Consider the following 21,844-nt stretch of genomic DNA (forward strand, 5'->3'; position numbering starts at 1 on the left):
TCGATACAAGTGACCAAATGCGCCGCCGGTTACGGAACGCCGGAATCCCATCGAATGACGGACCATCGCAAGCCGGGCGACGGATCGAGCGCCGTTTTGTCGCTTGGGCCGGGTGCGTAGATTGGTTCGCCGTATTGGAACCAGTGATATGTCGGTTCCTCACTCTCCGGTTCCAGGCGAATCCGAGGCGCCGGATCGAGTCCGCGAGCGTTACGCAACCAAAGCGGAAAATAGCGATTCTCGCCCGATGCCGTCGGGTACTGAGCCTCGAAGTCCTGGCGTAATCGCTTCCAATCCTGCTGATTCCACGGCGTCCGCGCATCGATGCGAAACTCGGGCGCGAAGACCTTGCCCTGTATCGTCAATTCCGTGCTCGCGGCGTTTTCTCGGACGTGAAAGTGACCGAACAAGCCGACCAGTCCTTGGATGGTTCGCGACGTTCCGAACGTGTCCACGTGCAACTTTTTGCCGCTGAGCGTCGGGATGCGCAGTCGGGCGCCGGTTGCACCGGGGGCCGGCATCTCGACGGGCTGAAGAAGAATATTGCTGCCGGTCACGGCAATATCTCCATCGGCGTATAGGCTACCCCGCACGGTGACGTTGCCGCGAAGTTCGATGTTGCTTCCGCAATAGTACAGCCCCAGCGGATTGGAGGCGGGATCCGCGCCGAGTGCGGTGTTCTGTAACACGTTGGGGAGGCCGGGGATGGTGTAACTCGGACCGCCGGGAAATAACCGATACGCTGTCAGTCCCTTCTGAAGGGTCAAATCCGGTTGGACGTTGGATCCTGCCGCCGACTTGGTCTCCACGCCGAGAAGAACGGATAGTGCGTAAACCGTTTCCGCGGGTTGCGAAGAGAACGGCAAGGTGACGGTACCGGCGAACGGTCGATAATCCGGATAGCCGTTCAGCATCATCTTGCGGAGGTGATCCATGTAAAGATTCCAGGCGGTCGTTTCGCTCGGGTACCCATCGGCGAGGGAAAGGCTGCTTTGAAACCGGACTTTGCCGGCAACACGGTAGGGCACGTTGAGCTTGCAGCCGCTGGTTAGTGTTTGATAAACCGTGTGCGAGGTGATGGCGTTCCAGTCTTGCGGTTGAGACCCCAGCGCCCGCGGGACCAACTCCAGGGTGATGCTCTTCTCACAGACTGCGGGATAGTCGGGCCTTCCCGGTTGCCAGGCCTTCCCGATGGACTTCATCGTGATGCGAAGAGGCAATCGAGAGTATTCCGTGTCACCGGGCGTGAGGCGTGCGTCGCCGGGCAGGAAACGGACTTCGAAAGATTGGTTGGCGCCGCAACCTCCCGCCAGCATGCCGTTGACGCCCGGCCATTGAGACGAGAATGCCTTCTGCATACCCACCGATATGCCGGTATCCGCCGCACGGCGTGCCAATTCCGCGAGGGTCCCGTTGGATTCGATTTCCGCGCGGCGGGCAAGCAGGTAGGATGCTGCGTAGGAGACCGCCAGGGCGGCCATCACGGCGAATAGAACAGTCAGCATCACGACGGCACTACGCGCCGCTGCACCGCGCAGTCGCCGGGGATTCTTGAGTCGTCGGTGTCGGTAGGAGACGGTCGGATGGCGCGGGATCATGACGGCTACCTCCGATCGGCCCTAAGGACGTACATCCGACCGACCGATCCGAACAACGGCACGGCACCGGACGCGGAGGCGTCGCCCCGGCGCGTCTGGATTTGTAGTTCTACAGCCAACCACACGTGCCGCATCCCGGTTTGTGGGCTGAACAAGCCTTGCGGCCATGCCATGGCCTCCCAAGGCACGGTAGAATCGTTCCATTCCGCGGAAGAAGGGCGCAGACGAATCTGAAAACGCAGCGCGCCCCGTCGGACGCCGTCGATCTCGAACGTCCGCAATTGATCCGACCAAGTCACGGTTTTTCTAAGACCGTCCAACTTGACCGTTTTCACCAGATTCCGCCATGCGGCCCCATCCTCGTATTCCGGCGCGGGGTTATTTCGGTGCGGCACCGTAACTTCCAACACTTCATTCGGTTGGGCGGGATTGGGATAGAAAAAGATCAACTCACAGACCCTGGGACGCCCGTCCGGTTCCGCAGGTTCTTGTTCGGGATGCCAAAGAACCAGGCATTCGGGAAACGTGCCCGACGGAGAGAGGTCGCCGACGACGCGGGCGCCGGGGAACAACTCGTTCGCGAAACTCTCCGAGAAGAGGCGGCGGATGCGTTCCAAGCACAATCGCCCGGATTGCAGTCCCTGAGCTTGATCCGTGTTTTCGGTGAACGCGTCTTCCGAGGTTTTCACAAGCGCCGCCGTGGCGGTCAAGATCATGGCCGCAATGCCCACGGCGATCAGAATCTCCAGAAGAGTAATCGCCTTGCGCCGACGTGGTGCGCCCGTGGCGACGGCGGTCGAAGTCGGTCGTGTCTTGAGATCCCAATCGGACATCACAGTCTCGCGGTATGCTGGGGGGACGGACGCTTCACCACGTTTCCGTCGGAACGTGGGCCACGATCTGGGAAGCTTGACCCAGCAAGATCAGCCCGCCGTCTTGCTTGCGGCGATATACCCGAACTTCAATCAGCCGAAAATCCGTGATTTGGCCTTGGGGAAGCGGCGTGGCGTAATTCGGGGGCGACACGTACGCGACGCGGACCTCTCGCCGAAAGCGGGCGAGCGCATCGGTCCGCGCGGCGACGGGACGATACCCGCCCCAACCGTCCTCTTGGCCCAAGGGGATTCCCCAAGCGTCTTTGGGCGGTTCTTCCACCCAACCGTTGAAGTCGTCGATATCGTCAAAACGGGAGCGATTACCCGTCGCCGCCTCATCAAAGCCGGGCCGCAAATAGACGTCGTACGGGATGGCATTTCCCTCGCTGTAACGGTTGCCCAGGATCTCGTCCAACAATTGGCAGGCCAACCCTTGGGCGATCATGCGGTCGCGAGCATCTTCCGAGAGGGCCAGGCTGGAGGTTATCGACAGCGTGATCGCCGCAGCCGCGACTGCGAAGACCGCCAAGGCCACCATCACCTCGACCAAGGTGAACCCCGCCGGGCGAAAAGATATCCGCCGCAACGGCGACGGAGTCCCCGCAGCGAGATACGTGGCATCACGGGTACAAACTGCGGGAAGCATGGCACGTTGGTCGCGATGGCAAGGCGGCGGGGATAGCTGAGGACGACGTCGGGCAAGTTTGCCGGTCAAAGCAACTATAGCTTGCGAGGGCGTCGCGACGAGTGTTCCGACGAAATGGGGTCGGGTTTCCCGCAACCACGCGAGTAGCGATGAGAAGACTCTCGCTAGGAAGCCCCGTAAATCTGCACGGAAAAGCCAACAGAGGCGGTTCCTCAGACCGCAAGCGTTCCGCCGGCCGGATGCATCAGGACAATTTCACGGGTTATGCCGACCGTGCGGACCTTTGGCGCGTCGCGCACGGTCCGGACGGTCGAGCGGCACTCCAAATAAAAAAGGTTCGGCATCAGGGGCCGAACCTTCGAATCGTTTCAGACGATTGGCTTTGGTCAAGTCGTGGGTCTCGCACAGATCGGACCCGACCGGGCGCGAGGCGACGACTCACTGCTACTTGCGAGCCTGGTTGCTTTGCGCCGCCGCTTGGATGTCCTCAAGGCTGCGTCCCAGCTTTCGGCGCGGGAGTCGTCCCGACGAGGCGGTCAATTGCTTCCACTGCTCGGCCTCGGGCATGACGCGAAGCGCCTCTCCGATCCGTTCACGGTAATCCCCGCCGTCCGGGGTGGTGCCCAGGTTATCCACGGCATCCGCAACGCCCAACAGCACGGCCTGTCGAACGCCCTCTCGTATCCATGAGAAGAAATTCATCGCTTAGCGACCTCCTTGCTTTTCGCCACTTGGAAACGACGTTGTGTCGGACCTCGCCCGCTCCGCGCGACGGCAGCGGCGGCGACCGACGGCCATTCGGCGAAAAGATACTTACCGGGAAGACGCGCGTCCAGATCACTTTGCCGGCCGATTTCTGCGCGCAATGCCAGAGTCGCCGTGATTGGGCGCGGAGGGGGTTCCTAGACGAGATCAATCGTTTTGCAAAACTGGAGGGACTCGCGAAGAATCTGCTCGTAATCCGTAGTTTCCAGATCCTCGCCGATCAGTTCGATCTCGAAAAAACCGTCGTAGCCGTTATTTCGCAGACGCTCGACGATTTCCCTCACAGGAACGATTCCCCGTCCCAGCAAGCAACGGTTTTGCTCCGTCGTCGGAGCGGCCCTGCCGTCACCGAGTTGGACCAGGCCGAGGTGAGGGACCATCTCTGGAATCCGCTCGATCAGGTCTTTATCGAAACCCAAGTGGTAGGTATCCAAGAGAAGTTTGATACGAGGCGAATCCACCGCGGCGAACAATTGCAAGTATTCGTCCCAGTTGGTGACGAACGTGAACTCCTCGGCGCAGGCGGGATGCATCGGTTCCACGGCGAGATTGACGCCGTATTGCTCGGCCGCCGGGGCCAGAGTCTTCAGGGCGTCGCGAAACAATCGGCGAGCGTGGTTGTGAGTGTGACCGCCGCGGGATCCGCTGTAGACCAACAGGCATTCGGCCTTCAATTCTCCCGCCGATCGAACGGCATCCAGGGCGTCCTCGACGGCGGCCTTGTAGGAACGACCGTCACTTCCCGTAAAACCGCCCGCCCAATGGAGGCTGGACACCTTGAGTCCATACTCCGCGAGCAGTTCCGCGCCCTTTTCCTCGCCGAAGTCGGATAGCTTCTGCCGCCACACTCCGATGGCCGAAACGCCCAACCGCCGATAGCGTTCGACGTCTTCCTCGAAGGACCACCGAAAGGTTGTGGTTTCGCAAACCGAAAGTAACGCCATCCGTGTCATGCTCCGTCGCAATCGTTCCGTGAAGGGGATCGGTGAGCTTGATCCGAGCAGGCGACCATTCCCCGAGCAGCAAGTATGCCTGATTTGCCGCCCCGCGTAAAGAGGCGGTTTCCTCTCGCCTGACGACTCCGTCCGTATTCCGCGTTAGCTCTCAAGCCCGTTCGGTTCGCCGTGCCGCGGCGGGGTTACGGCGTCTTTTGGGCGAGATCGCGGAGATCCCAGGCATTCAACCACCGCGTTTTGGTGACTTGCAGACCGATCTCCGTCAATCGGTCATGGAAATGCGGCATGTGGCCCGCCCCGTAGAAAATGGCGATCCTTCGTCGGCCTTGCGCGATCTCGCGACGAAGCACCTCCAAAACGCGCTCATTGCGTCCGGCAATCAGGGTGGACCCCTGCGGCCCTTCCATGGCTTGGATTTGCCCCTCGGGGTCCTCAGCCAGTTGTCGCGCGAACGCGCGTTTCAGTTCGAGGTTGCGATTCTTGCTAAATAACGCGGCCAGTATATCGGCATCGCTCACCTTGGCCTTGCCCGAAGCGTTCTTGGCCATCTGATAACCCATCGACCGGAGTGCCATGGCCCAAAGACTCTCGCCGCGTTCTTCCATGCTTTTGGTGAATTCGTCGGGCGACAGATCGGCATGGACGAAGTTGTCGCGCTGGTAGTCGATGACGCTGAGCTGATAAGTCAATCCAAGAATCGTCGTCATGCCTCGCTGTAGAAAGGAAATGGGGTGATTGGATTGACCGCCGCCCGGCGGAACCCGCGTTCCCTCCGGCGCCACCAATTCGTACAACACCACGTCGTACTTCGCGAGGATGTCGTTCAGTTTCTCATAGTAGGCCCGTTCGCCCAAATGGATGACGCCTACCAAATCGACCTGAAGATCGGCGGGGATTTGCTCCATTCCCGGTTTCGTTCGGTACGTCACGATGGCCGTCTGCAATGCGATCGGCTCTTCCTTCTTCTCCAAGAGGCGAATGAATTGCGGTTTCGAATCGTCCGACGATTTCGCATCGCTCTCCGCTGATGCATGCGTGTTCGGCGCCACTTTTTCCGCGGACACCGCCGGGACGCCGCGAGCGCGGGGGGCGCGAGCACGCCGTGAATAGCGGGGTTGACCGATTATTGTACCCGTAGTCTGAGACCCGAAGAACGCAGTCGAACCCTGACAAAGGCCCGGCGACAGTTCGCCTGCGATCGTTCGATCGTTGCCGATTATAAGTACAGCGGCGACGGAAACGAGTAAGATTGCGACCGTGCCCCCATTCCAACGTCGACGGGCGGGAAACCGACGGATTTGCGGCGACATGCGATGATCCTTTAATGGGCCGGTCCGAGTCGGACCTGAACCGTTATCACACGGAAATCAACCTTGGAGAAAGTTCCACCCCGGCCAATCGGTTCCTTTTCCAATGTAGCTCACCTTATTCTATTCGCCACACACCCGAATCGCCACGATCGACGCGGCGATGACTTTCCGAGAAAAGGCATGGCGGATCGAGACAGGAAAATCCGCGGGAATGGGCAAGGTAACGTCGGTGATATGGAACGGCACGCCTATACCGGACCGAGAATCGGTACGAAAGGACTTACGAGAAAATCGGGGCCTTGCCGCCGGAATAAAAGAGGAGCCATGCTGAGGCGGGGCCGAAAACTTCGGCATATCGGGGCGAAAGCGAGACTTCTTTACCGCTCCCGATACGTGATGCGTCCCTTGCTCAGGTCGTAGGGGGATATCTCCACCCGGACTTTATCGCCCGGGACGATGCGGATGAAGTTCTTCCGCATCTTACCGGCCACGTACGCCGTGATGACATGGCCGTTTTCGAGTTGTACCCGAAAATTGGTATTGGCCAGCGCCTCCAGCACCGTGCCTGCCACTTCGAACCCCGATTCTTTTTCCTTCGCCATAAACGTCTCCCGGGAAGACCGCGAACCCCACCGCATTCCGGGCGGGCCGGAATCGGAATTCTTTATCGTAGCAACGATCTTGCCCGGTTCCAAGGGCCGAGCAAGCGCCGTTCTACGGCGGCGCCGTGCGGAGTCCCAGCGGAGGGTGTCCGAACGCCGACATCGTGATTGCCAGGCAAAGCGGTGCCGCAACGGCTGCCCGGACGCTGGTTCGCAGGACGTCTCAGGAGGCCGCGCCGACTTGGAGCTGGGCCGCCCGAACCGTATTGCGCATCAGCATGGTAATCGTCATCGGCCCGACGCCGCCGGGGACGGGGGTGATTTTGCCGGCCACCTGACTTGCCGAGGCGAACTCAACGTCCCCGGCCAGTTTGGGCTTGCCGGATTCCGTCGTTCCCACCCGATTGACGCCGACGTCGATCACCGTCGCTCCCGGCCGAATCATGTCGCCCGTCACGGCATTGGGCCTGCCCGCGGCCACGATCAGAATCTCGGCGCGACGCGTATGTTCTTCGAGGCTTCGCGTTCGGGTGTGGCATATCGTGACGGTGGCGTCGGCCCCGTCCTTCTTTTGCACGAGCATCATCGCGATGGGTTTCCCCACGATATTGCTGCGTCCCACCACGACCACTTCAGCGCCTCGAATCGACGTTCCCGAGCGAATCAACAACTCCTGGATGCCCGCCGGAGTGCATGGGGGAAACACGGCCTCGCCGATCATCAAACGTCCGACGTTGACGGGGTGAAATCCGTCCACATCCTTGTCGGGATCGATGCTGAAGACGACGCGATTCTCGTCGATATGCCGCGGCAAAGGCAATTGCACCAAGATGCCGTGGACTCGGCGGTCTTGGTTCAGTCGGTCAATGAGTCCGAGCAGGTCTTCCTGCGACGTTTCGGTCGGAAGCGGATAGTGGAACGACTCCATTCCCAATTCTTTACAGGTGCGGTTCTTGGCCGTCACATAGGAAATCGAAGCCGGATCCTGCCCCACCAGCACCGTCGCCAAACCGGGAGCGATGCCGTAGCGGGCAGCGAAGTCGGCGACTTCCCGCCGAATCTCCTCGCGGACCTGCTGGGCAATCGCTTTGCCGTCGATGATCTGAGCCGTCATGATCGCGAACTTTCTCCGCCGGAATCGGCCGTCGGTTGAATCAACCTAGGACTGAAATACCTTGCGAATCTCCGGATGCAATCCTGGAAACTGATCGACGTATTCGGCACGGTGCTTTTCCAACGCCGATTGACGTTCCTCGAAGACGTCGTGAGGCAAGAGTTTTTCCGGATGGAAAAGAATGGAGTCCACCAGCCGCACCGCCGCCGGCACGTGCAATTTGGTCCTGGGAGAGAACACCCATTCATCCAAGCCGCCGCGGAGGACGGAGTCTAGTATCCCCATGGTATCTCCCAACCGGATGTCCCGCATCGATTCCCCTTCGCCGACAAACCCGGTGTTCAGCAGGTAGCACTGAATGTGCGGATTGGTCTTGAGGATGTCGTAGAAAAGGTTCGCGTGCTCCGCCCGATCACCGGCCAGGAAGGGATCGTAGAAAAGGCAGTTCTTGATCTTGCCGGCCTGAGTGGGGTCGCCCGCCGAAGACTCCATGGACTGTCCCAAGACCATGAAGGCCGCCGCCTGTTCATGCGTGAGCTTGGCGATCGCCGGGATGATGTTTCCCCGCGTGATCAGAAAGAGGTTATCGACGCGTTCGGAGTTGATCTGCGAGGCCGCGTGCATGAAGTCCCGGCGCTCAATGACCGCTCGACCGTTCGAGGTCCGCTCCATATTGAAAAAGTCGATGCCGCCGTCAGGCTCGATCCAGACGTTTTCCAAGAAGGTCTCGCGTTTGAGCGAGGCGTAGTAGGCCTCCAACTGATCGCCCGGGTTCAATCCATCCGTCTTGACGAAGATTCCGCCCGGTTCAAAACCGTGAAACGACCCATCCCGGTGCAGCGAACCGCCGTCATCCTGGATGAGCCAGGATCGCTCGCGACCCTTTCGAGCGAGCACCTTGCAAGTGGTGCTGGTCTTGCCGTTGGCGCTCAACGCTGCGAATAGCGAGCAAGTCGTTTGATATTCACCGTGGGGCGTCTCCAGCGTGTCGCGTCGGCATCCGACATGCAAGAAGATCGCGTTGCCGTTTTGCTTGACGCGAAAGTCTTCGCCCGCAAACACACCCTTTTTCCATTCTCCGAAGTAATTGCTGTTGCGGACGATTTTGACCATCCGACCCGTGCCGCGGTCATGCGCCAGTCGGATAGTGATATCCTTGTCGGGCAGTTTTTTCTGCTTGTTAGTTTCGAATGCATCGTCCGTGAACATGATGACCTGATAGGTCGGTTCCTCCGTCGTGGTCGGTCTGAACAGTTTCAGTCCGGCGAAGGCCACATGCGCGAACCGCCGGGGGACGATCAGCCGCGCCGTGACGCCCTCCGCGCCGTCTCCCACTTGCACATCAATGCTGACGAGTTCGACCTTCTCCAGTGCCGCCTTGGCCGCTTCCAGGAGGTCGTATTCGGCCTTGCCGAATTTCGTGTCGATGTTGTTCTTCGTGAACATCGCGGCCCGGGAAGTCGGTTCGGAATCCACCGCTAGCGAACCGTACTTGGTTTCCCGAACCTCGGGTTCCTCCCTCGCCAAGAACCGCAGGCGCGCCGTATCCGGATTGCGAATCAGACGACCGTCGTGCTGAGCCTTTTCAAAAATCGACTTGGCGGTCTGGGCGAATTCCTCGAACATACGGCGGACTCCTCTAGTACGAAATTGCGAAAATCAACGCCGGTACGCACATCTCAAACCGGCGGGCAGCAATGCCACGGAAGGCACGGCAACGAACGCAACTCACCCGGCAGGAGTCGACCGAAACCTCAAACGCGCTTCATCGCTTCGAACGACGCCGATGCTATGGCGACGCTTGCGGCGCCCCATGAGAATTCGCATTTTCCCTCCCGGGCTGACGAGTATCCATTCTCTTCAAGCCCCAACGTCAAACCGTCAAGTATAATCATCTCGCTTCGAGATCACTAGTACGCCGGCGGTAAGACTTGCCATACCCGAATAGGAATGACCTGCTGCGGCGGGAACAGAAACGTCCCAGTCTACCTTTCCCTTGAGGCGATCCCGGCACCGTTGGGCGTCGTCCTAGGGAAATGCATCAACCCACCCTGCGGCGGCAGTTGAGGATGTCGTGCCGCGTGACGCGGGCTTGTCGCACTTCAAACGGCACGGCGCACCATCGAGGCGCAAAATAGAAGGCCGAGGAATTCTTCAATTCGACGAAAGGGTGCCGCCGCGGGGGCGTTTCGGATTCAGGTTATGAATTCAGGCGTCACAGCCCGGGGGACGGCGCCGCATTCGAAGCCGCGACGCAAAAACTCCGCGATGGCCGTTCGCCCCCGCGGACCGAAATCCAGCGTCCAATCGTTGACGTACATTCCCACGAATCGATCCGCCAATGCGGTATCCAAATCGCGCCCGTATTGCTGAGCATATGCGAGAGCTTCTTCGCGATGTTGAAGCCCGTAACGGATGCTTTCCAAGAGAATGCGATCCACGTCGCGCGCCACTTCCGGTCCCAAATCCTTACGGACCGCGTTCGCTCCCAACGGTAACGGCAAGCCGGTCTCGTCCGTCCACCATCGCCCCAAATCGACGATCAGTCGCAAGCCGCTTTGGGCGTAGGTCAGTTGTCCCTCGTGAATGAGAAGGCCCGCATCTACGGAACGATCGCCGTAACGCCCCTGGACTACCGCACGGGGGATTTCATCGAACGGCACGATGACGTGATCGAATTCGCGATTCAAATATAGGCGAAGGGCGAGGAAAGCGCTGGTCAGGCGACCCGGAACGGCAATCGTCGATCGCACCAGGTCCGGCGGTGGAGAGTCTTCTCTTGCGACCACCATCGGACCGTAGTTGTCGCCCATGCTGGCCCCGCAATTGCACAGAATGTAGCGATCCGACAGATGAGCGTAGGCGTGGATGCTGACGGCCGTCAGTTCCAATTCGCCCGCAAAAGCGCGGTGATTCAGCGTCTCGATATCGACCAACTCGTGAACGAACCGATAGCGCCCCGTGGGAATCTTGTTCTTGGCCAGGGCGTAGAACATGAAAGCGTCATCAGGATCCGGGCTGTGTCCCACTCGGATCAAGAACGAGGTATCGGCCATCCGCGAAACTCCGCGCGAGCGCGCCGCGCGGCGCGGGGACGTACCTACGCCTCCCAGGAAAGACCGGCGGCATCCTCCATGGGATAGTCGCTCGGGGAGGCGTTTGTCAAGTAGCGAGGGGGCGCCGGAGCGGCGGGTTGGCTAGCGGAATCGTCGACCGGCACATCCGTCGCGGACAAGGCTGCCTCGTCCACGCCGCCGGATGTACCCAGTTTGCGGCAGACCTCCAACCAGGTCTCGCGCTCGATGTGTAAGACGCGTAGCGCATCGTCCAGCAACTTTTCGTCCAGCTTCAAGCCCGCTTCCACCAGGGTTCGATACACGAACGTGTAAATGGCGGCAACTTGTTTCACCAGGTTCGGTGCGGCATCCATTTTCATGGCGGCCAACATTTCCGCCACGATTTGCTGTGCCTTGGTGATCGCCTCGAAGGCCGCGTCATGATCTTGTCGCTGCCAAGCCGTGCGTGTTCGCTCGATGTACCGGATGGCGGCTTCGATCAACAGAAGATGCAATCGCTGCGGGGAGGCCGTCAGCACCTCCGATTCCAGGTATCGATCACCATAGGATGGTTGCATGGGAGCGGTCCGACGTTGCGAGAATGGGTTTCGACGTCGCCCGACGGTGTTCCGTGTGCGCAATCACGGAATCCTGCCGAAGCGGCGATCCTTTGGTACTTACCTGCGGCATCCGCCGGGAGTTCTTGGGAAACGACGTCTCGTCGCAAAGCTCACGAATTGTTGGATTGGGACAAGAAGCTCATGTCCAGCGGCTTGATGGCCGACAGCACGTTCATTTGTCCCTGAAGCTTCGCGATGGCGGTTTCCATGCGGTAGAAATACAGCAGAAGCTGTTCCCGCCGCCTTTCCAGTTTGGCATCCCACCATTCCAGCTTTTGCGTATTTTCTTCGTATTTTCGCGAGAGCGAGATGAATCGCTGTGCCATCAGCGATACATCTTTCCCCGTCAATGCCTCCAGTAGCTTGTCGAACTTGGCGGCGAAACCTTGATCGGAGTCCGTGAAAAACCGTTTGACGGCATCCGGGCTTTCCGCGAATTTGTCCTTCAGTTTCGCGGAGTCGAACTCCAGCGTGCCATCGTCCTTGAATCCGATACCGAGTTCTCCCAAAGATCGAATATCACCGACGCCCGAAAAACGCCCGCTCAGGAGGCGGGTGAGATCGCTTTCCAATCGCAAGACCGTGGCGTCGCCCGTCAATATCTGTTTGGTGTCGGTATCGACATCGTATTTCGTAAGTTCCTGGAGGCGTTTGTAGTATTTGTTGTAGTTGTCCACGAACGCCTGGACGCTGGCCGTCAAGTCTGCATCCGTATTTTGCACGCTGATCATGACGGGAGTCGCGGAGGCCTGCTTGACATCCAGTGTGAGTCCCGGAACCACACCCGAAAAAGAGTTCGTGTGCGATGAGACGATGAGAGTACCGGTGACTTGCAGGGAACCGACCGCCAACTGGGCGTCTCGGGCTTCGGCGATGCGATTGAGGTCGAGCCCCAACTCGGAGGCGTCGATGACCATGCGCCCCAAGGCGCCCAGCCCTTCGCCGGTAAGATTGAGGCGATAAGGGCGCGAGGACCCGTCGAACAGCACAGTCGCCCGCAGACCGGCGTTCAGGTCGTTGATCTTCTGCGTCAAGTCATCGAGGGAATCTTCCGCAGAAAGTTCGATTTGCCGCGTGGTCGAACCGTCGATCACCCAGTATGTGGTCGAGTCGATCGTTTTTTCGACCGGCGCGGCCAGCAGGTTCAAGTCCTTGGCGGTCGTGGAAGTGCCTTCGCTAACCGAAGGTTTTCCGGCGCCGCCCGCCGTATCGCGAATCCAAATGCCGTCGCCCTGTTCGTTGATTTCAGCATAAACTTGGGCCGCCCCTCCGTTGATCTTGCGGATCACGTCGCCGATCGTCTGAACGTCGTCGCTTGTCAGATCGACCGTCGTGCGAGCGCCTCTGCTGTCCGTGACGGTGAATTTTCCCCGTGCAACACCCTTTCCGCCGTTGAACTCACTCAACTGAGTGCTTAACGAGACGGATTGCAGATGCAGGTCGCCGCTGTTGACCTCAGCGACGGCGGCATCGACGGCAATCCCAAGCTTCTGCGCCGTTTGCGTCGCGTCCGCGTCGGCGATTTTCAAATTTCCGCTTCCGGAAGTCGTATCCTGAATCAAGAGTCCCGTCTTGGCACGGTTCAGCGACGCGGTCACGCCGATTCCCGCCGAGTTGATGGCCGTGAGGACGTCTTCGACGGTCTCCGCGGAGGAAAGATCGACGACGGCTTCGGCGCCGCCCCGGTCCGTGATGGTAATCGATCCGAGGTTTCCCCAACCTCGGCCCCCGTTGAGGCTGGAGAGCAGGACCGACTGCAATCCGCCGACCAAGCTGCGCCCCGTAATGACGCCGTCCGCCGCCGTGGTATCCAGTCCCAAGTCTTGCAGAGTCGAGGTCCCATAGAGGGACGACAACTGAAATTGTTCCGTGCCGGAAGTCAGGTCGGTCACGACCAAACGCTTGCCGTCGGCCGAGATCTCGGCCCGCAGTTTGTCGGGCGAAGCTTGATTGATGGTCTGCACCACGTCCGCCAGCGTGCGTTGCTGTTGATGTTCGCTTCCGCCGGGGATTAGAGCGTTGAAGTCGATCACGCCCGTGGTGCCGTCGCGCAATTGGAATGAAATCTCAGGCAGGGAATAGTGAAAGCCGACGCCCATCCCGTCGTTAAGTTGCGATAGATGGGTGTCTCCGGTGACGAAAACAATGGAATTCCCGTCGGCGGACGAGGCGGCGACGTCGATTCCCGCCAATCCGAGCGAGGCCGCGGTGGAACCGCCGCCAATCTCCTGCACCCTCAGGTTCGTCACGCTCATACCGGTGCGATCGGTAAGGCGGATGTGATCGCCCACCGCTTCGGCCTGTACGCTTATGCGGGTATTGCCGTTGATGGCCGCCAGCACGTCCTCCAGCGTTTGTACGGTGGTCAAGTCAATGTCGGCCGATGATCCGCTGCGATCAGTGATGCGAATGACCCCGCGTTCGAAGCCCGCGCCGCCCCGGAGTTGGTCCAGCGGGGTACTGCGGGCCAGATCGGATCCGAAACGAAATGCGATCGCCCCGCCGCCCAGCGCCGCCGTGCTCGATTCGACGCCGGAGGCCAACCACTGCTCGCTTTGGGCCGTGCGAACCGGTGTGAATAGGTAGGAGCCTATCGGCGGCGTGCCCGTAATGGTAGCCGACAGGGAGGAATCGTTGCTGCTGGTGGCGAGTCGTTTGTCGTAGACGGCGGGCTTGCCCAGGTTCTTGACGACGTATTGGGTCGCGATGACCAGCGCCGACAACTCCGTGATGGCGGCCCGTTCCTGGTCGATCTTTTTCGTCGCCGCGTCCAAATTGTCGCGAGGCCGAGACTCCAGCTTCATGAGCTTGTCCACGGTGTCCCCAATGGGAACGCCGCTGATCAGCCCGATGCTGCTTTGAATCCTCCCCATGTTCAAGTCCTCGCAACGAAAATGATTCGCAAACGATAGAGTCTGCCAAATCCTTTATCGACGGATTCGGCCCGCCGGGTGAACCGAAGCCGTATCCCTCCCGCTAAACCCTAGCATGTGGGACGAGGGTGCGTTTGACACCCCCCTTAAGAGCCAAGTTCATAACTGTCGAAAAACCGTGCCTTTGGCACCGATGCGTGAATTTTCCGAAAAAGACGATTGGAGATTCTGGTTAAATTGTGCCGATAATTACTGCCAGCCGAATCGGGTTGCGGCCAAGCCGTTGCCTAAAACCAACGCAACTAGGTGTTGGTGATGCACTGAGCCGAGGGAAGCACGTCCTGCCGATGGAAAGCGGACTTTTTCGAAAGATTCCAGGCGGATTCGATAGCGCCGTTTGTCGCGCCGCCCCCCCGGGATGCGCCGCAGGCCGGCCCTCGGCATTCGTCGCAACTTGCACGGCGATCCTTTCGATCGCATTAGTCGGGTGCTCTCTCGTTCCGAGTCGCACTGAGATTCCGACCGTACACAATCCTTTTCCTCAGATTCACAAGGTTGCCGTACTCCCCTTTTTTAACTTGAGTGCCGAACCGACGCTGGACGGTCGCAAGGTGGCCATCGCTTACTACAACGAATTGCAGGAGGTCCCCGGTTTCGAAGTGATCCCGGTCGGAGTGGCGGAAAGGGCCATGGTGGAGTCCCGTTTGGCGCTGAACCGACCCGAGGACGCGCGTCGCTTGGCGGAAATGTTGGGGGCCGACGCAGTTGTCGTGGGAGCAATAACGGAATATTCGCCGTACTACCCACCGAGGATCGGCCTTCAGGTGGAATGGTACGCCGCGAATCCCGGATTTCACCCGGTTCCGCCGGGCTACGGATTACCTTGGGGAACCGACGAGGAGAAAAACATTCCCGAGCGGCTCATATTGGAATCACGTCTTGCTTATGCCCGGGAACAAATGAAGACGCAAACCCCTGCTTTCGGTGATGTTTTACATGCCAATATAGGGGACATGAGTTCTTCGCCCCTACCCAAAACTGAAGGCGGATCGTCGGAGACGAACGCCGGTATGCCCGATTCTTGGCCGGACCCGCGGGGATTGATACCACCTCCGCCGCAACCGACGCGCCCGGAATTGATCCCGTCGAACGAACCGATCCTCGTCCACACGCGAGTCTTCATGGGAGACGACGGTGATTTTACGGCGGCCCTTCAAAGCTATGCAAATCAACGCAATGACGCTCGGTTTGGGGGGTGGCAGACCTATCTAGAAAGAAGCGATGACTTTGTCCGCTTTTGCTGTCGGATGCACATTTGGGAAATGTTGACGGCACGAGGAGGCGCAGGAAAAAGTCAAGTGGTTTGGAGGCAGGAGAAAATCCGATAACAGAGAAAAGCGGGCGAACTGGGAAGGTTACCGAATCGAGCCACAGGCGGGTTACCACCGTCACGAGCTTCTATGATAGGAGACGCCGTACCGTGGGTCGCGAAATCAACGTCGTTGCCTTGATCAAAGGCGAGGAGCGATACATCTTTCTCTTCGACGACGATAGCCGGGCCGAAATGTTGCGGACTTTGGGCCGTTTTGCGTCGAACCCGGAGCTGAGTTTCTCGTGGTACGACGCCGCCGTGCTGAGCCAAAAGGTCCGGCAGGAGGCCCGCCGCCGCGCCCTCGCCTCGCGATTCAAGATGTCTCAGGTAACCGACCCGGATGACGCACTCTGAAGGGGACCGCGAGCCGAATAGTTGACCTTGAGGTCCGACTCCAACCCATCCATGTCCGTCGCAACGCCCGATTTCGCTTCCGCCGTTGCTCGCTTCTTGCGATATCTCGCCGCGGAGCGGGACGCCTCGCCGCTGACGATCAAGAGTTACCGCGAGGATTTGACGGCCCTGTTGGAGTACTTGAACGATGCGGGCGGACCGGTGTCGCCCGACCGCATTACGGTCGGCGATCTTCGCGGATACGTCGCCGCGATGCACGAGGCCGATTATGCGGCAGGTACGATCGCGCGGCGGTTGGCCTCGCTTCGCAGTTTTTTCCGCTTCGGGATGCGCGAGGGTTGGGTCAACGACAATCCCGCCAAGCCTCTCCGTAACCCCCGAAAGCCTCGCAATTTGCCGCACGTCCTTTCCACCGAGGAGGTCGGGCGGTTATTGCAGGCCCCCCCGGCCACCCATCGCATGGGTCTCCGCGATCGTGCCATCCTGGAAACGATGTATTCCGCGGGACTTCGAATCAGCGAGACGGTAGGGCTAAACGACGCTGATCTGGATCTGAACGAAGGAATCGTCCGAGTCCGCGGAAAAGGCAAACGAGAACGACTGGCCCCGTTGGGGTCGTATGCCGCACGTGCGGTACGTCACTGGCTAATAGCCCGGCGTTTGCATCCCAGTCTTACGGAGAGTACGGATCGGCCCGTGTTCGTCAATCGATTCGGTCGGCGACTGACGACGCGGAGCGTGGCCCGCATGCTGGCAAAATACCTCCGGCAAACCGGACTCGATCGTCGGACCACTCCCCATACGCTGCGGCACAGTTTCGCCACGCATCTTTTGGATCGCGGGGCGGATATTCGCAGCGTGCAGGAGCTCTTGGGCCACAAGAGTCTGGTGACCACGCAAATCTATACGCACGTCAGCACGGCGGGATTGCGGGCCGTTTACGAAAAGGCCCATCCCCGGGCAAAATAGTCGGCGACCGAGATTGGACAGGCCATCCCCCCCGCGCCGGCGCTGCCGAAGCGGTTACGAAAAAAGTATCGCGGCGCACGAAAGGGCCGGGCAAACTTGCGCCCGGCCCCGTGGATGGCTCGGCTCGTTGGTTCCGGTTCGTTTGAACTGATCGAATCGAACGGGAACAAGCAGAGAAAACGAACGCGGCTTATTTCTTGCCTTCGTCGAAGATGCCGGCTCGCAATTCCGGATCCGGTGTCGGACCGCCCGCTCGCCCGGCGAGATAACCATCCGGCGTCATCAGGTGCTTGTACACCAGCCAGTCGATATCATCTCGCAGGTAATCTCCGTGCCCGTCGCAGTAGAAAGCTACCACCATGCCGGGGTGCCGACTCGACGGTCGTGCGGTGTTGACGACCGGAGCAAGGAGGTCGCGAGGCGCGCTAATACATTGGTTGATTTTCGCGGGACGCTGATCCGTCGGATCGCAAGGGCCTGGCGTAACGTCCCAAACCATTCCCAGATCGCGCTCATTCGGCCAGCGCGGCGCGCCGGAGGAATCCTCGGGTTTCCACAAGGTTGCTTGGATGTTCTCAGAAATCAAAAGCGTGTTCGTGGAACCATCGTGGCGACTCAGGTAATCCAAGGACATGGCCTTCTTGCCGCCGATCGGTGCCGCGTGATCGAAGAAAACGCCATGCTCGAGCCCTTCGCCGGGATAGCCCGTGATGCCCGCTGCCTGATCGGGATCCGGGACGCCGCAGTTACCGGCGTAGGCACACATCGCCGGGTGGTCGCGACGAGGATCGCTGGGACACGACAGGAACTTCAATTCCACGACCGGCTTATTTAACCACGAGACGCTCTCGTCTTTCCAAATTCTTTCCAAGTCGGCACGTTCCAAGTACGGGAACAAGCTGACCATCCATGTCCCAACAATCGGATCGTCCGGGGTTCCGTCGTTGTTCTCGTCCGGATCCACGATGAAGCGATAGCCCGGAAACTCCCGCCGCGATGACTCGTAGTTCTGAAGCGCCAAGGCCAACTGCTTTTGGTTGTTCAAGCACTGTGCCCGCCGCCCCGCTTCGCGGGCTGCCTGTACGGCAGGCAGGAGCAAGGCCACCAACATCCCGATGATGGTAATGACGACAAGCAATTCGACGAGCGTGAACCCTCTTCTGCGCGCAAGTCCGCGGATCATGGGACTCCTCCAGGATTAGAAAGCCGGCACCTTGCCCAATATTATTTTCACACACCACGCCGCGGATTTCCAGACCTTTTTCGCGAATTTGTCGAAAAATCGTGTTCGCGCGTAGGCCCTAGCCGCGGCTCAATCGAGCGGGAAGCTTTCTTCCGTGGTCTGCTTTCGATACAGCGGCAGATGGCGATAGTAGACTTCCAAGATCATGCAGGCCAGTGCGGTACAGTACAACCTCCCGCCCCGATCCGTCTTGTGGCCGTCTGCGAAAAACCAGCTTCCCGTCTCATGCCCCGCTTTGGCCTGGGAATTGACGAGGAAATCTCGCATCTCCGAGTTCCACTTTTTCCATTCCTCGCCCTCCCAGTGTCGCAAGACCTGCGTAGCATAGTAATTGTAGTACATATCGGTCTTGGAGGGGCCGCGCTCGCTGAGCCATTTGACGCCGCGCTGGAGAGCGGGATTGTCCTTATCCCAGCCCATGTACATGCGGCAGAGCAATCCCACCGCGGTCGTGGCGGGACCGGCCCCAGGGTCCGTATAGCCGTAATTGGCCCCTTCGTTGCTTTGCACGGAATCCAAGAAGCGCGTCGCCTTTTGAATCGTAACAGGCGGGATTTGCAGGTAACCCATGAAACCGCTCTTCAGAGCCATGAGTTGCCACCCCACCACGGAGGTGTCGCCTTTCTGCCGCGGTTGATATCGCCACCCGCCGCCGACCGGGTCTTGGGCCGAGACAATGAAATTCAGAGCCTCTTGCGCAGGGGCGCGCAATACTTTGTCCCGCGTCATGGCGTAGGCTTCGGTCAAACAAATCGCCGCCAGGCCGTGCGAGTACATGCTGCCGCCGTTCTCGTAAAAACTTCCGCCCTCGGGAGAGACCTTCATTCGATTCGTGATCAGGTAGTACAGCCCTGCGCGGACGCTCTTGGAATATTCCCCTTCGCGATGGGTTTGGCCCGCGCCCAGAAACGGCAGCAGAGCCATGGCGGTAGCGCCGCTTCTCGCATCGGCCAAACTGCCCGGATTGCGGCACTGCCCGTTACAACCGCCCGCTTTGGTGTGGTCGAAGCTCCACCCGCCGTCGGGCATCTGGTGGTCGGCCAACCACTTCAAGGCCAGCGCCACCGCCCGCTCACTCCCCGCGCTTCCACCTGCCGTGGCCACCAGTCGGGCCTTACCCGAACCGCGTCCCGACATATCGTTGCCGGACAGCGCCCCCACCGCCGCCATCAAATCGGACTGATTGGCGTGTTCCAGGCCGATGGGGCTGAGTTCCACCACCGCCGTTGCCGCCGTGGCATCATTGAAGGCCGACACGTCTTGCGACGAGTCCACGTTCGAGGCTACTTCGATCGGGGAAAGGTCGGTTTCCAAATTGATGTCTTGAGGCGCGTCTTGGAGCAAATCCTCGACCTCCTCCACCACATCATTTTCTCCGGGGGCCACAACCAGTTGCTGGGCCGTGCTTTCCCGCGGTGCGGGAATGGTAATCATCGCCATGATCAGCAACGCCGCCGCGTGGACGACCATGCTGACGAACCAACTGGGCGTCCAATGGAGGATTTCACTCAACAGGTAACGAAACCGACTCTTGGGAGGGGCCTCTTCAATGACGACGCCGTCCGGCGACGCGGTTGCGGAGCGTTGATCAGCCTTGACACGGTCGGCCTCTTTCTTTGCAGGCGTCTTGACCTTGGCTGCGGCAACCGCCTTCGCCTTGGCTAGCGTCGGAGCCTTGGCGTCCCCCGTCGCGCCTTTCGCCGGATTCGGCGGATTTTCGGACGGAGGCGTCCCCTGTTTCGGGAAATCGGCCGAAGCCTCGCCGCCTGCCGCGCCGCCTACGGATCCGGTTTCGGTTGGTCGGGCGGCAGCGTCGCCTGCCTTTTCTTCGTCCCTATTGCCTGCGTTCGGTGCTGGAGGCACTTGAGACATCGAACACTCTCCAAAAGCCGCAATTCTCTATTCCGATGGACGAGCCTCACCGACGTGGACCGCTGCCTGAGCGTGCGATCCTCGGACACTCCCGACCGGCCCGACTTCGCCGACCTCGACGGTGGGCGCGAACGTAATCACTCCCGCCGAATCATCGACAGTGCGTGGTCGAACGGGTGTCGATTCTATTCTAAATCAACGCGGGGCACTCCGTACAGCCTTTTGACTCCGGCGGACGCGATTCGCGGCACAGGGTTTGGCTGCGACTTGACGGCCGACATAAAATCTCTCAATCCATTGCCTTGTGTACAACGTCGCGAATCGAGGCGAATCACAGCACATTCTTGCAAACGAACACGGGATGCGACGGAGGAATCGAAAAATGTCGGAATCGAAAACTCAGATCGTGGTACGTCCAAACGGTCCGCTGGTGGTCCAAGGCTTCTTCGAACTCGTGGATGCCGACGGCAAACCTTACCCCGTCACGCCCGGCAAACCGATCGGCCTGTGTCGTTGCGGGGCGTCTCAAAACCGGCCTTTTTGCGACGGTTCGCACCGCACGTGCGAGTTTCAGGCCGACGATCACGCCCCGGAGACGGCGTGAAGTCCGGTCGGCATTTTGACCGGCGATTCTTTTCGACCGAGTGAAGCTACGGACTTGCCGGTTTTTCGAAACCGGTCCCGTAGCGTTCGCGCCCGGGGCGTTCTATAAAAGCGCTCGCAGGTGGCGAATGCTACGTTCGGCCTGATCGATCGTGCCGCATTCCACGCTGAGGACGATGTCGCGCGGGGCTTTGCGGCAAAGTTCGATGACCTTGGCCCAGTCGATCACTCCATCGCCGCAGGCACATCCCACGGGCGTGCCGGTGACTTTGCCGCGTTCTTGCTCGGACTGGGCGATCGAAATGTCTTTGGCGTGGAGGTGGACCAACCGTTCGAGAACGCGTTCCAGCCAAGCGATTTCATCTTCGCCGGCCAGGTAGGAGTTCCCCGTGTCGAAGTTGATTCCGATGACGGGGGATCGCACCAGGCTCCAGATTCGGTCCAATCCGTCGGGGTGCTTGCTATACTGCTGATGAGGCTCCAGGCCGATGAGAATGCCACGCTGCTCCGCCACGAACGCGACCTCTTGCAACGTGTAGTGCATGAGGGCGAAATCGTGGTCTTCCGTCGTCCAACTCGCCTTCGGCCCCTCATCCGTGTTCACGACGGGTGCCCCGCACTCGGCGGCATAGCGAACGGCCTGTTTCAGATATTCCACGCTGATCTCAGGCTTGCCTAAAGGGCAATGAGCGGAGAGGCCGGAGAGTTTGACGCCGGCCTTTTCGCAAGCGCGTCGGATCCGGAAGGGATCGTCCAACATGGAGACGCTGTGGAAATAACCGGCCTCGGACAATAATTCCCGTCCCCAATGGACCATAGGCTCTACGTACTCGTAGCCCAATTCCGCCGCCTTCTCGACACCCCATTCGAAAGACTTGTCCGCATGGCGAACGAATTCCATGTTAACGCCGATGGATACTTTTCCCATGATCGAGACTCCTAGCCCGCGGTAAACCAGCACCGGACCCGGAAAGGAACGCCCCCGCCGACAAGACGCTCCCAACGGTCCCCGAGTT

19 protein-coding genes are annotated in these 21,844 nt (G+C 59.8%); 4 read left to right on the forward strand and 15 right to left on the reverse strand.

Annotated features, from left to right (window positions below; genetic code table 11):
• Window positions 1-29: 29 nt before the first annotated feature.
• The 12 genes from ACYQ6J_RS08715 to fliD all read right to left on the reverse strand — a co-directional run bounded on the left by ACYQ6J_RS08715 (window position 30) and on the right by fliD (window position 14,415).
• Window positions 30-1,598, reverse strand: a complete 1,569-nt coding sequence (locus ACYQ6J_RS08715) for a hypothetical protein (protein WP_460183797.1) — start codon at window positions 1,596-1,598, stop codon at window positions 30-32.
• Between the two features lie 5 nt (window positions 1,599-1,603).
• The gene (locus tag ACYQ6J_RS08720; RefSeq protein ID WP_460183798.1) at window positions 1,604-2,431 is read right to left on the reverse strand and encodes a PilW family protein; all 828 of its coding nucleotides are present in this window, start codon (window positions 2,429-2,431) and stop codon (window positions 1,604-1,606) included.
• 34 nt (window positions 2,432-2,465) lie between these two features.
• A complete protein-coding gene (locus ACYQ6J_RS08725) occupies window positions 2,466-3,119 on the reverse strand; it encodes a prepilin-type N-terminal cleavage/methylation domain-containing protein (protein ID WP_460183799.1) in 654 nt (217 codons plus the stop codon).
• Window positions 3,120-3,563: 444 nt separating this feature from the next.
• A complete protein-coding gene (locus ACYQ6J_RS08730) occupies window positions 3,564-3,821 on the reverse strand; it encodes a hypothetical protein (RefSeq protein WP_460183800.1) in 258 nt (85 codons plus the stop codon).
• Between the two features lie 200 nt (window positions 3,822-4,021).
• Window positions 4,022-4,828 carry a sugar phosphate isomerase/epimerase family protein gene (locus ACYQ6J_RS08735; protein WP_460183801.1) on the reverse strand — a complete coding sequence of 269 codons (807 nt, stop codon included), beginning with the start codon at window positions 4,826-4,828 and terminating at the stop codon, window positions 4,022-4,024.
• A gap of 194 nt (window positions 4,829-5,022) precedes the next feature.
• Entirely contained in the window at window positions 5,023-5,904 is an 882-nt protein-coding gene (locus ACYQ6J_RS08740; RefSeq protein WP_460183802.1) for a hypothetical protein, read from the reverse strand.
• Between the two features lie 623 nt (window positions 5,905-6,527).
• The gene (gene infA / locus ACYQ6J_RS08745) at window positions 6,528-6,752 is read right to left on the reverse strand and encodes a translation initiation factor IF-1 (RefSeq protein WP_460183803.1); all 225 of its coding nucleotides are present in this window, start codon (window positions 6,750-6,752) and stop codon (window positions 6,528-6,530) included.
• A 223-nt stretch (window positions 6,753-6,975) separates the two neighbouring features.
• Entirely contained in the window at window positions 6,976-7,866 is an 891-nt protein-coding gene (folD, locus tag ACYQ6J_RS08750; protein WP_460183804.1) for a bifunctional methylenetetrahydrofolate dehydrogenase/methenyltetrahydrofolate cyclohydrolase FolD, read from the reverse strand.
• A 45-nt stretch (window positions 7,867-7,911) separates the two neighbouring features.
• On the reverse strand, window positions 7,912-9,492 hold the full coding sequence (locus ACYQ6J_RS08755) for a phosphoenolpyruvate carboxykinase (protein WP_460183805.1): 1,581 nt from the start codon (window positions 9,490-9,492) through the stop codon (window positions 7,912-7,914).
• A gap of 569 nt (window positions 9,493-10,061) precedes the next feature.
• Complete coding sequence (locus ACYQ6J_RS08760; RefSeq protein WP_460183806.1) at window positions 10,062-10,922, reverse strand: menaquinone biosynthesis family protein; 861 nt, start codon at window positions 10,920-10,922, stop codon at window positions 10,062-10,064.
• 44 nt (window positions 10,923-10,966) lie between these two features.
• A complete protein-coding gene (locus ACYQ6J_RS08765) occupies window positions 10,967-11,500 on the reverse strand; it encodes a flagellar export chaperone FliS (RefSeq protein WP_460183807.1) in 534 nt (177 codons plus the stop codon).
• Between the two features lie 152 nt (window positions 11,501-11,652).
• A complete protein-coding gene (fliD, locus tag ACYQ6J_RS08770; RefSeq protein WP_460183808.1) occupies window positions 11,653-14,415 on the reverse strand; it encodes a flagellar filament capping protein FliD in 2,763 nt (920 codons plus the stop codon).
• A 611-nt stretch (window positions 14,416-15,026) separates the two neighbouring features.
• Between fliD and ACYQ6J_RS08775 the strand changes: the two genes are divergently transcribed.
• The 3 genes from ACYQ6J_RS08775 (at window position 15,027) to xerC (ending at window position 17,110) form a co-directional block, all read left to right on the forward strand.
• Window positions 15,027-15,803, forward strand: coding sequence for a beta/alpha barrel domain-containing protein (locus ACYQ6J_RS08775; protein ID WP_460183809.1), 777 nt, complete (start codon window positions 15,027-15,029; stop codon window positions 15,801-15,803).
• Between the two features lie 92 nt (window positions 15,804-15,895).
• Window positions 15,896-16,141: a hypothetical protein gene (locus tag ACYQ6J_RS08780; protein WP_460183810.1), complete on the forward strand. Its 246-nt coding sequence runs from the start codon at window positions 15,896-15,898 to the stop codon at window positions 16,139-16,141.
• Between the two features lie 51 nt (window positions 16,142-16,192).
• A complete protein-coding gene (gene xerC, locus ACYQ6J_RS08785; protein ID WP_460183811.1) occupies window positions 16,193-17,110 on the forward strand; it encodes a tyrosine recombinase XerC in 918 nt (305 codons plus the stop codon).
• A gap of 190 nt (window positions 17,111-17,300) precedes the next feature.
• Here the strand turns inward: xerC and ACYQ6J_RS08790 are convergent, their stop codons facing one another.
• Both ACYQ6J_RS08790 and ACYQ6J_RS08795 read right to left on the reverse strand, forming a co-directional pair.
• Window positions 17,301-18,293 (reverse strand): DUF1559 family PulG-like putative transporter, encoded by a 993-nt coding sequence (locus ACYQ6J_RS08790; protein WP_460183812.1) that lies wholly within the window; start codon window positions 18,291-18,293, stop codon window positions 17,301-17,303.
• 129 nt (window positions 18,294-18,422) lie between these two features.
• Entirely contained in the window at window positions 18,423-20,225 is a 1,803-nt protein-coding gene (locus ACYQ6J_RS08795) for a prenyltransferase/squalene oxidase repeat-containing protein (RefSeq protein WP_460183813.1), read from the reverse strand.
• Window positions 20,226-20,607: 382 nt separating this feature from the next.
• Between ACYQ6J_RS08795 and ACYQ6J_RS08800 the strand changes: the two genes are divergently transcribed.
• Complete coding sequence (locus ACYQ6J_RS08800) at window positions 20,608-20,829, forward strand: CDGSH iron-sulfur domain-containing protein (protein WP_460183814.1); 222 nt, start codon at window positions 20,608-20,610, stop codon at window positions 20,827-20,829.
• Window positions 20,830-20,931: 102 nt separating this feature from the next.
• On the opposite strand, the gene ACYQ6J_RS08805 is transcribed toward ACYQ6J_RS08800, so the two are convergent.
• Window positions 20,932-21,756: a sugar phosphate isomerase/epimerase family protein gene (locus tag ACYQ6J_RS08805; RefSeq protein ID WP_460183815.1), complete on the reverse strand. Its 825-nt coding sequence runs from the start codon at window positions 21,754-21,756 to the stop codon at window positions 20,932-20,934.
• Window positions 21,757-21,844 lie beyond the last annotated feature (88 nt).

The organism is Thermopirellula anaerolimosa (assembly GCF_054657335.1).

Coding starts and splice junctions, on each gene's coding strand:
- fliD (WP_460183808.1), bottom strand. CDS start 14,415: ATGGGGAGGATTCAAAGCAGCATCGGGCTGATCAGCGGCGTTCCCATT.
- ACYQ6J_RS08790 (WP_460183812.1), bottom strand. CDS start 18,293: ATGATCCGCGGACTTGCGCGCAGAAGAGGGTTCACGCTCGTCGAATTG.
- ACYQ6J_RS08735 (WP_460183801.1), bottom strand. CDS start 4,828: ATGGCGTTACTTTCGGTTTGCGAAACCACAACCTTTCGGTGGTCCTTC.
- ACYQ6J_RS08795 (WP_460183813.1), bottom strand. CDS start 20,225: ATGTCTCAAGTGCCTCCAGCACCGAACGCAGGCAATAGGGACGAAGAA.
- ACYQ6J_RS08730 (WP_460183800.1), bottom strand. CDS start 3,821: ATGAATTTCTTCTCATGGATACGAGAGGGCGTTCGACAGGCCGTGCTG.
- ACYQ6J_RS08760 (WP_460183806.1), bottom strand. CDS start 10,922: ATGGCCGATACCTCGTTCTTGATCCGAGTGGGACACAGCCCGGATCCT.
- ACYQ6J_RS08805 (WP_460183815.1), bottom strand. CDS start 21,756: ATGGGAAAAGTATCCATCGGCGTTAACATGGAATTCGTTCGCCATGCG.
- ACYQ6J_RS08800 (WP_460183814.1), top strand. CDS start 20,608: ATGTCGGAATCGAAAACTCAGATCGTGGTACGTCCAAACGGTCCGCTG.
- ACYQ6J_RS08765 (WP_460183807.1), bottom strand. CDS start 11,500: ATGCAACCATCCTATGGTGATCGATACCTGGAATCGGAGGTGCTGACG.
- ACYQ6J_RS08725 (WP_460183799.1), bottom strand. CDS start 3,119: ATGCTTCCCGCAGTTTGTACCCGTGATGCCACGTATCTCGCTGCGGGG.
- ACYQ6J_RS08755 (WP_460183805.1), bottom strand. CDS start 9,492: ATGTTCGAGGAATTCGCCCAGACCGCCAAGTCGATTTTTGAAAAGGCT.
- ACYQ6J_RS08720 (WP_460183798.1), bottom strand. CDS start 2,431: ATGTCCGATTGGGATCTCAAGACACGACCGACTTCGACCGCCGTCGCC.
- infA (WP_460183803.1), bottom strand. CDS start 6,752: ATGGCGAAGGAAAAAGAATCGGGGTTCGAAGTGGCAGGCACGGTGCTG.
- xerC (WP_460183811.1), top strand. CDS start 16,193: ATGTCCGTCGCAACGCCCGATTTCGCTTCCGCCGTTGCTCGCTTCTTG.
- ACYQ6J_RS08715 (WP_460183797.1), bottom strand. CDS start 1,598: ATGATCCCGCGCCATCCGACCGTCTCCTACCGACACCGACGACTCAAG.
- folD (WP_460183804.1), bottom strand. CDS start 7,866: ATGACGGCTCAGATCATCGACGGCAAAGCGATTGCCCAGCAGGTCCGC.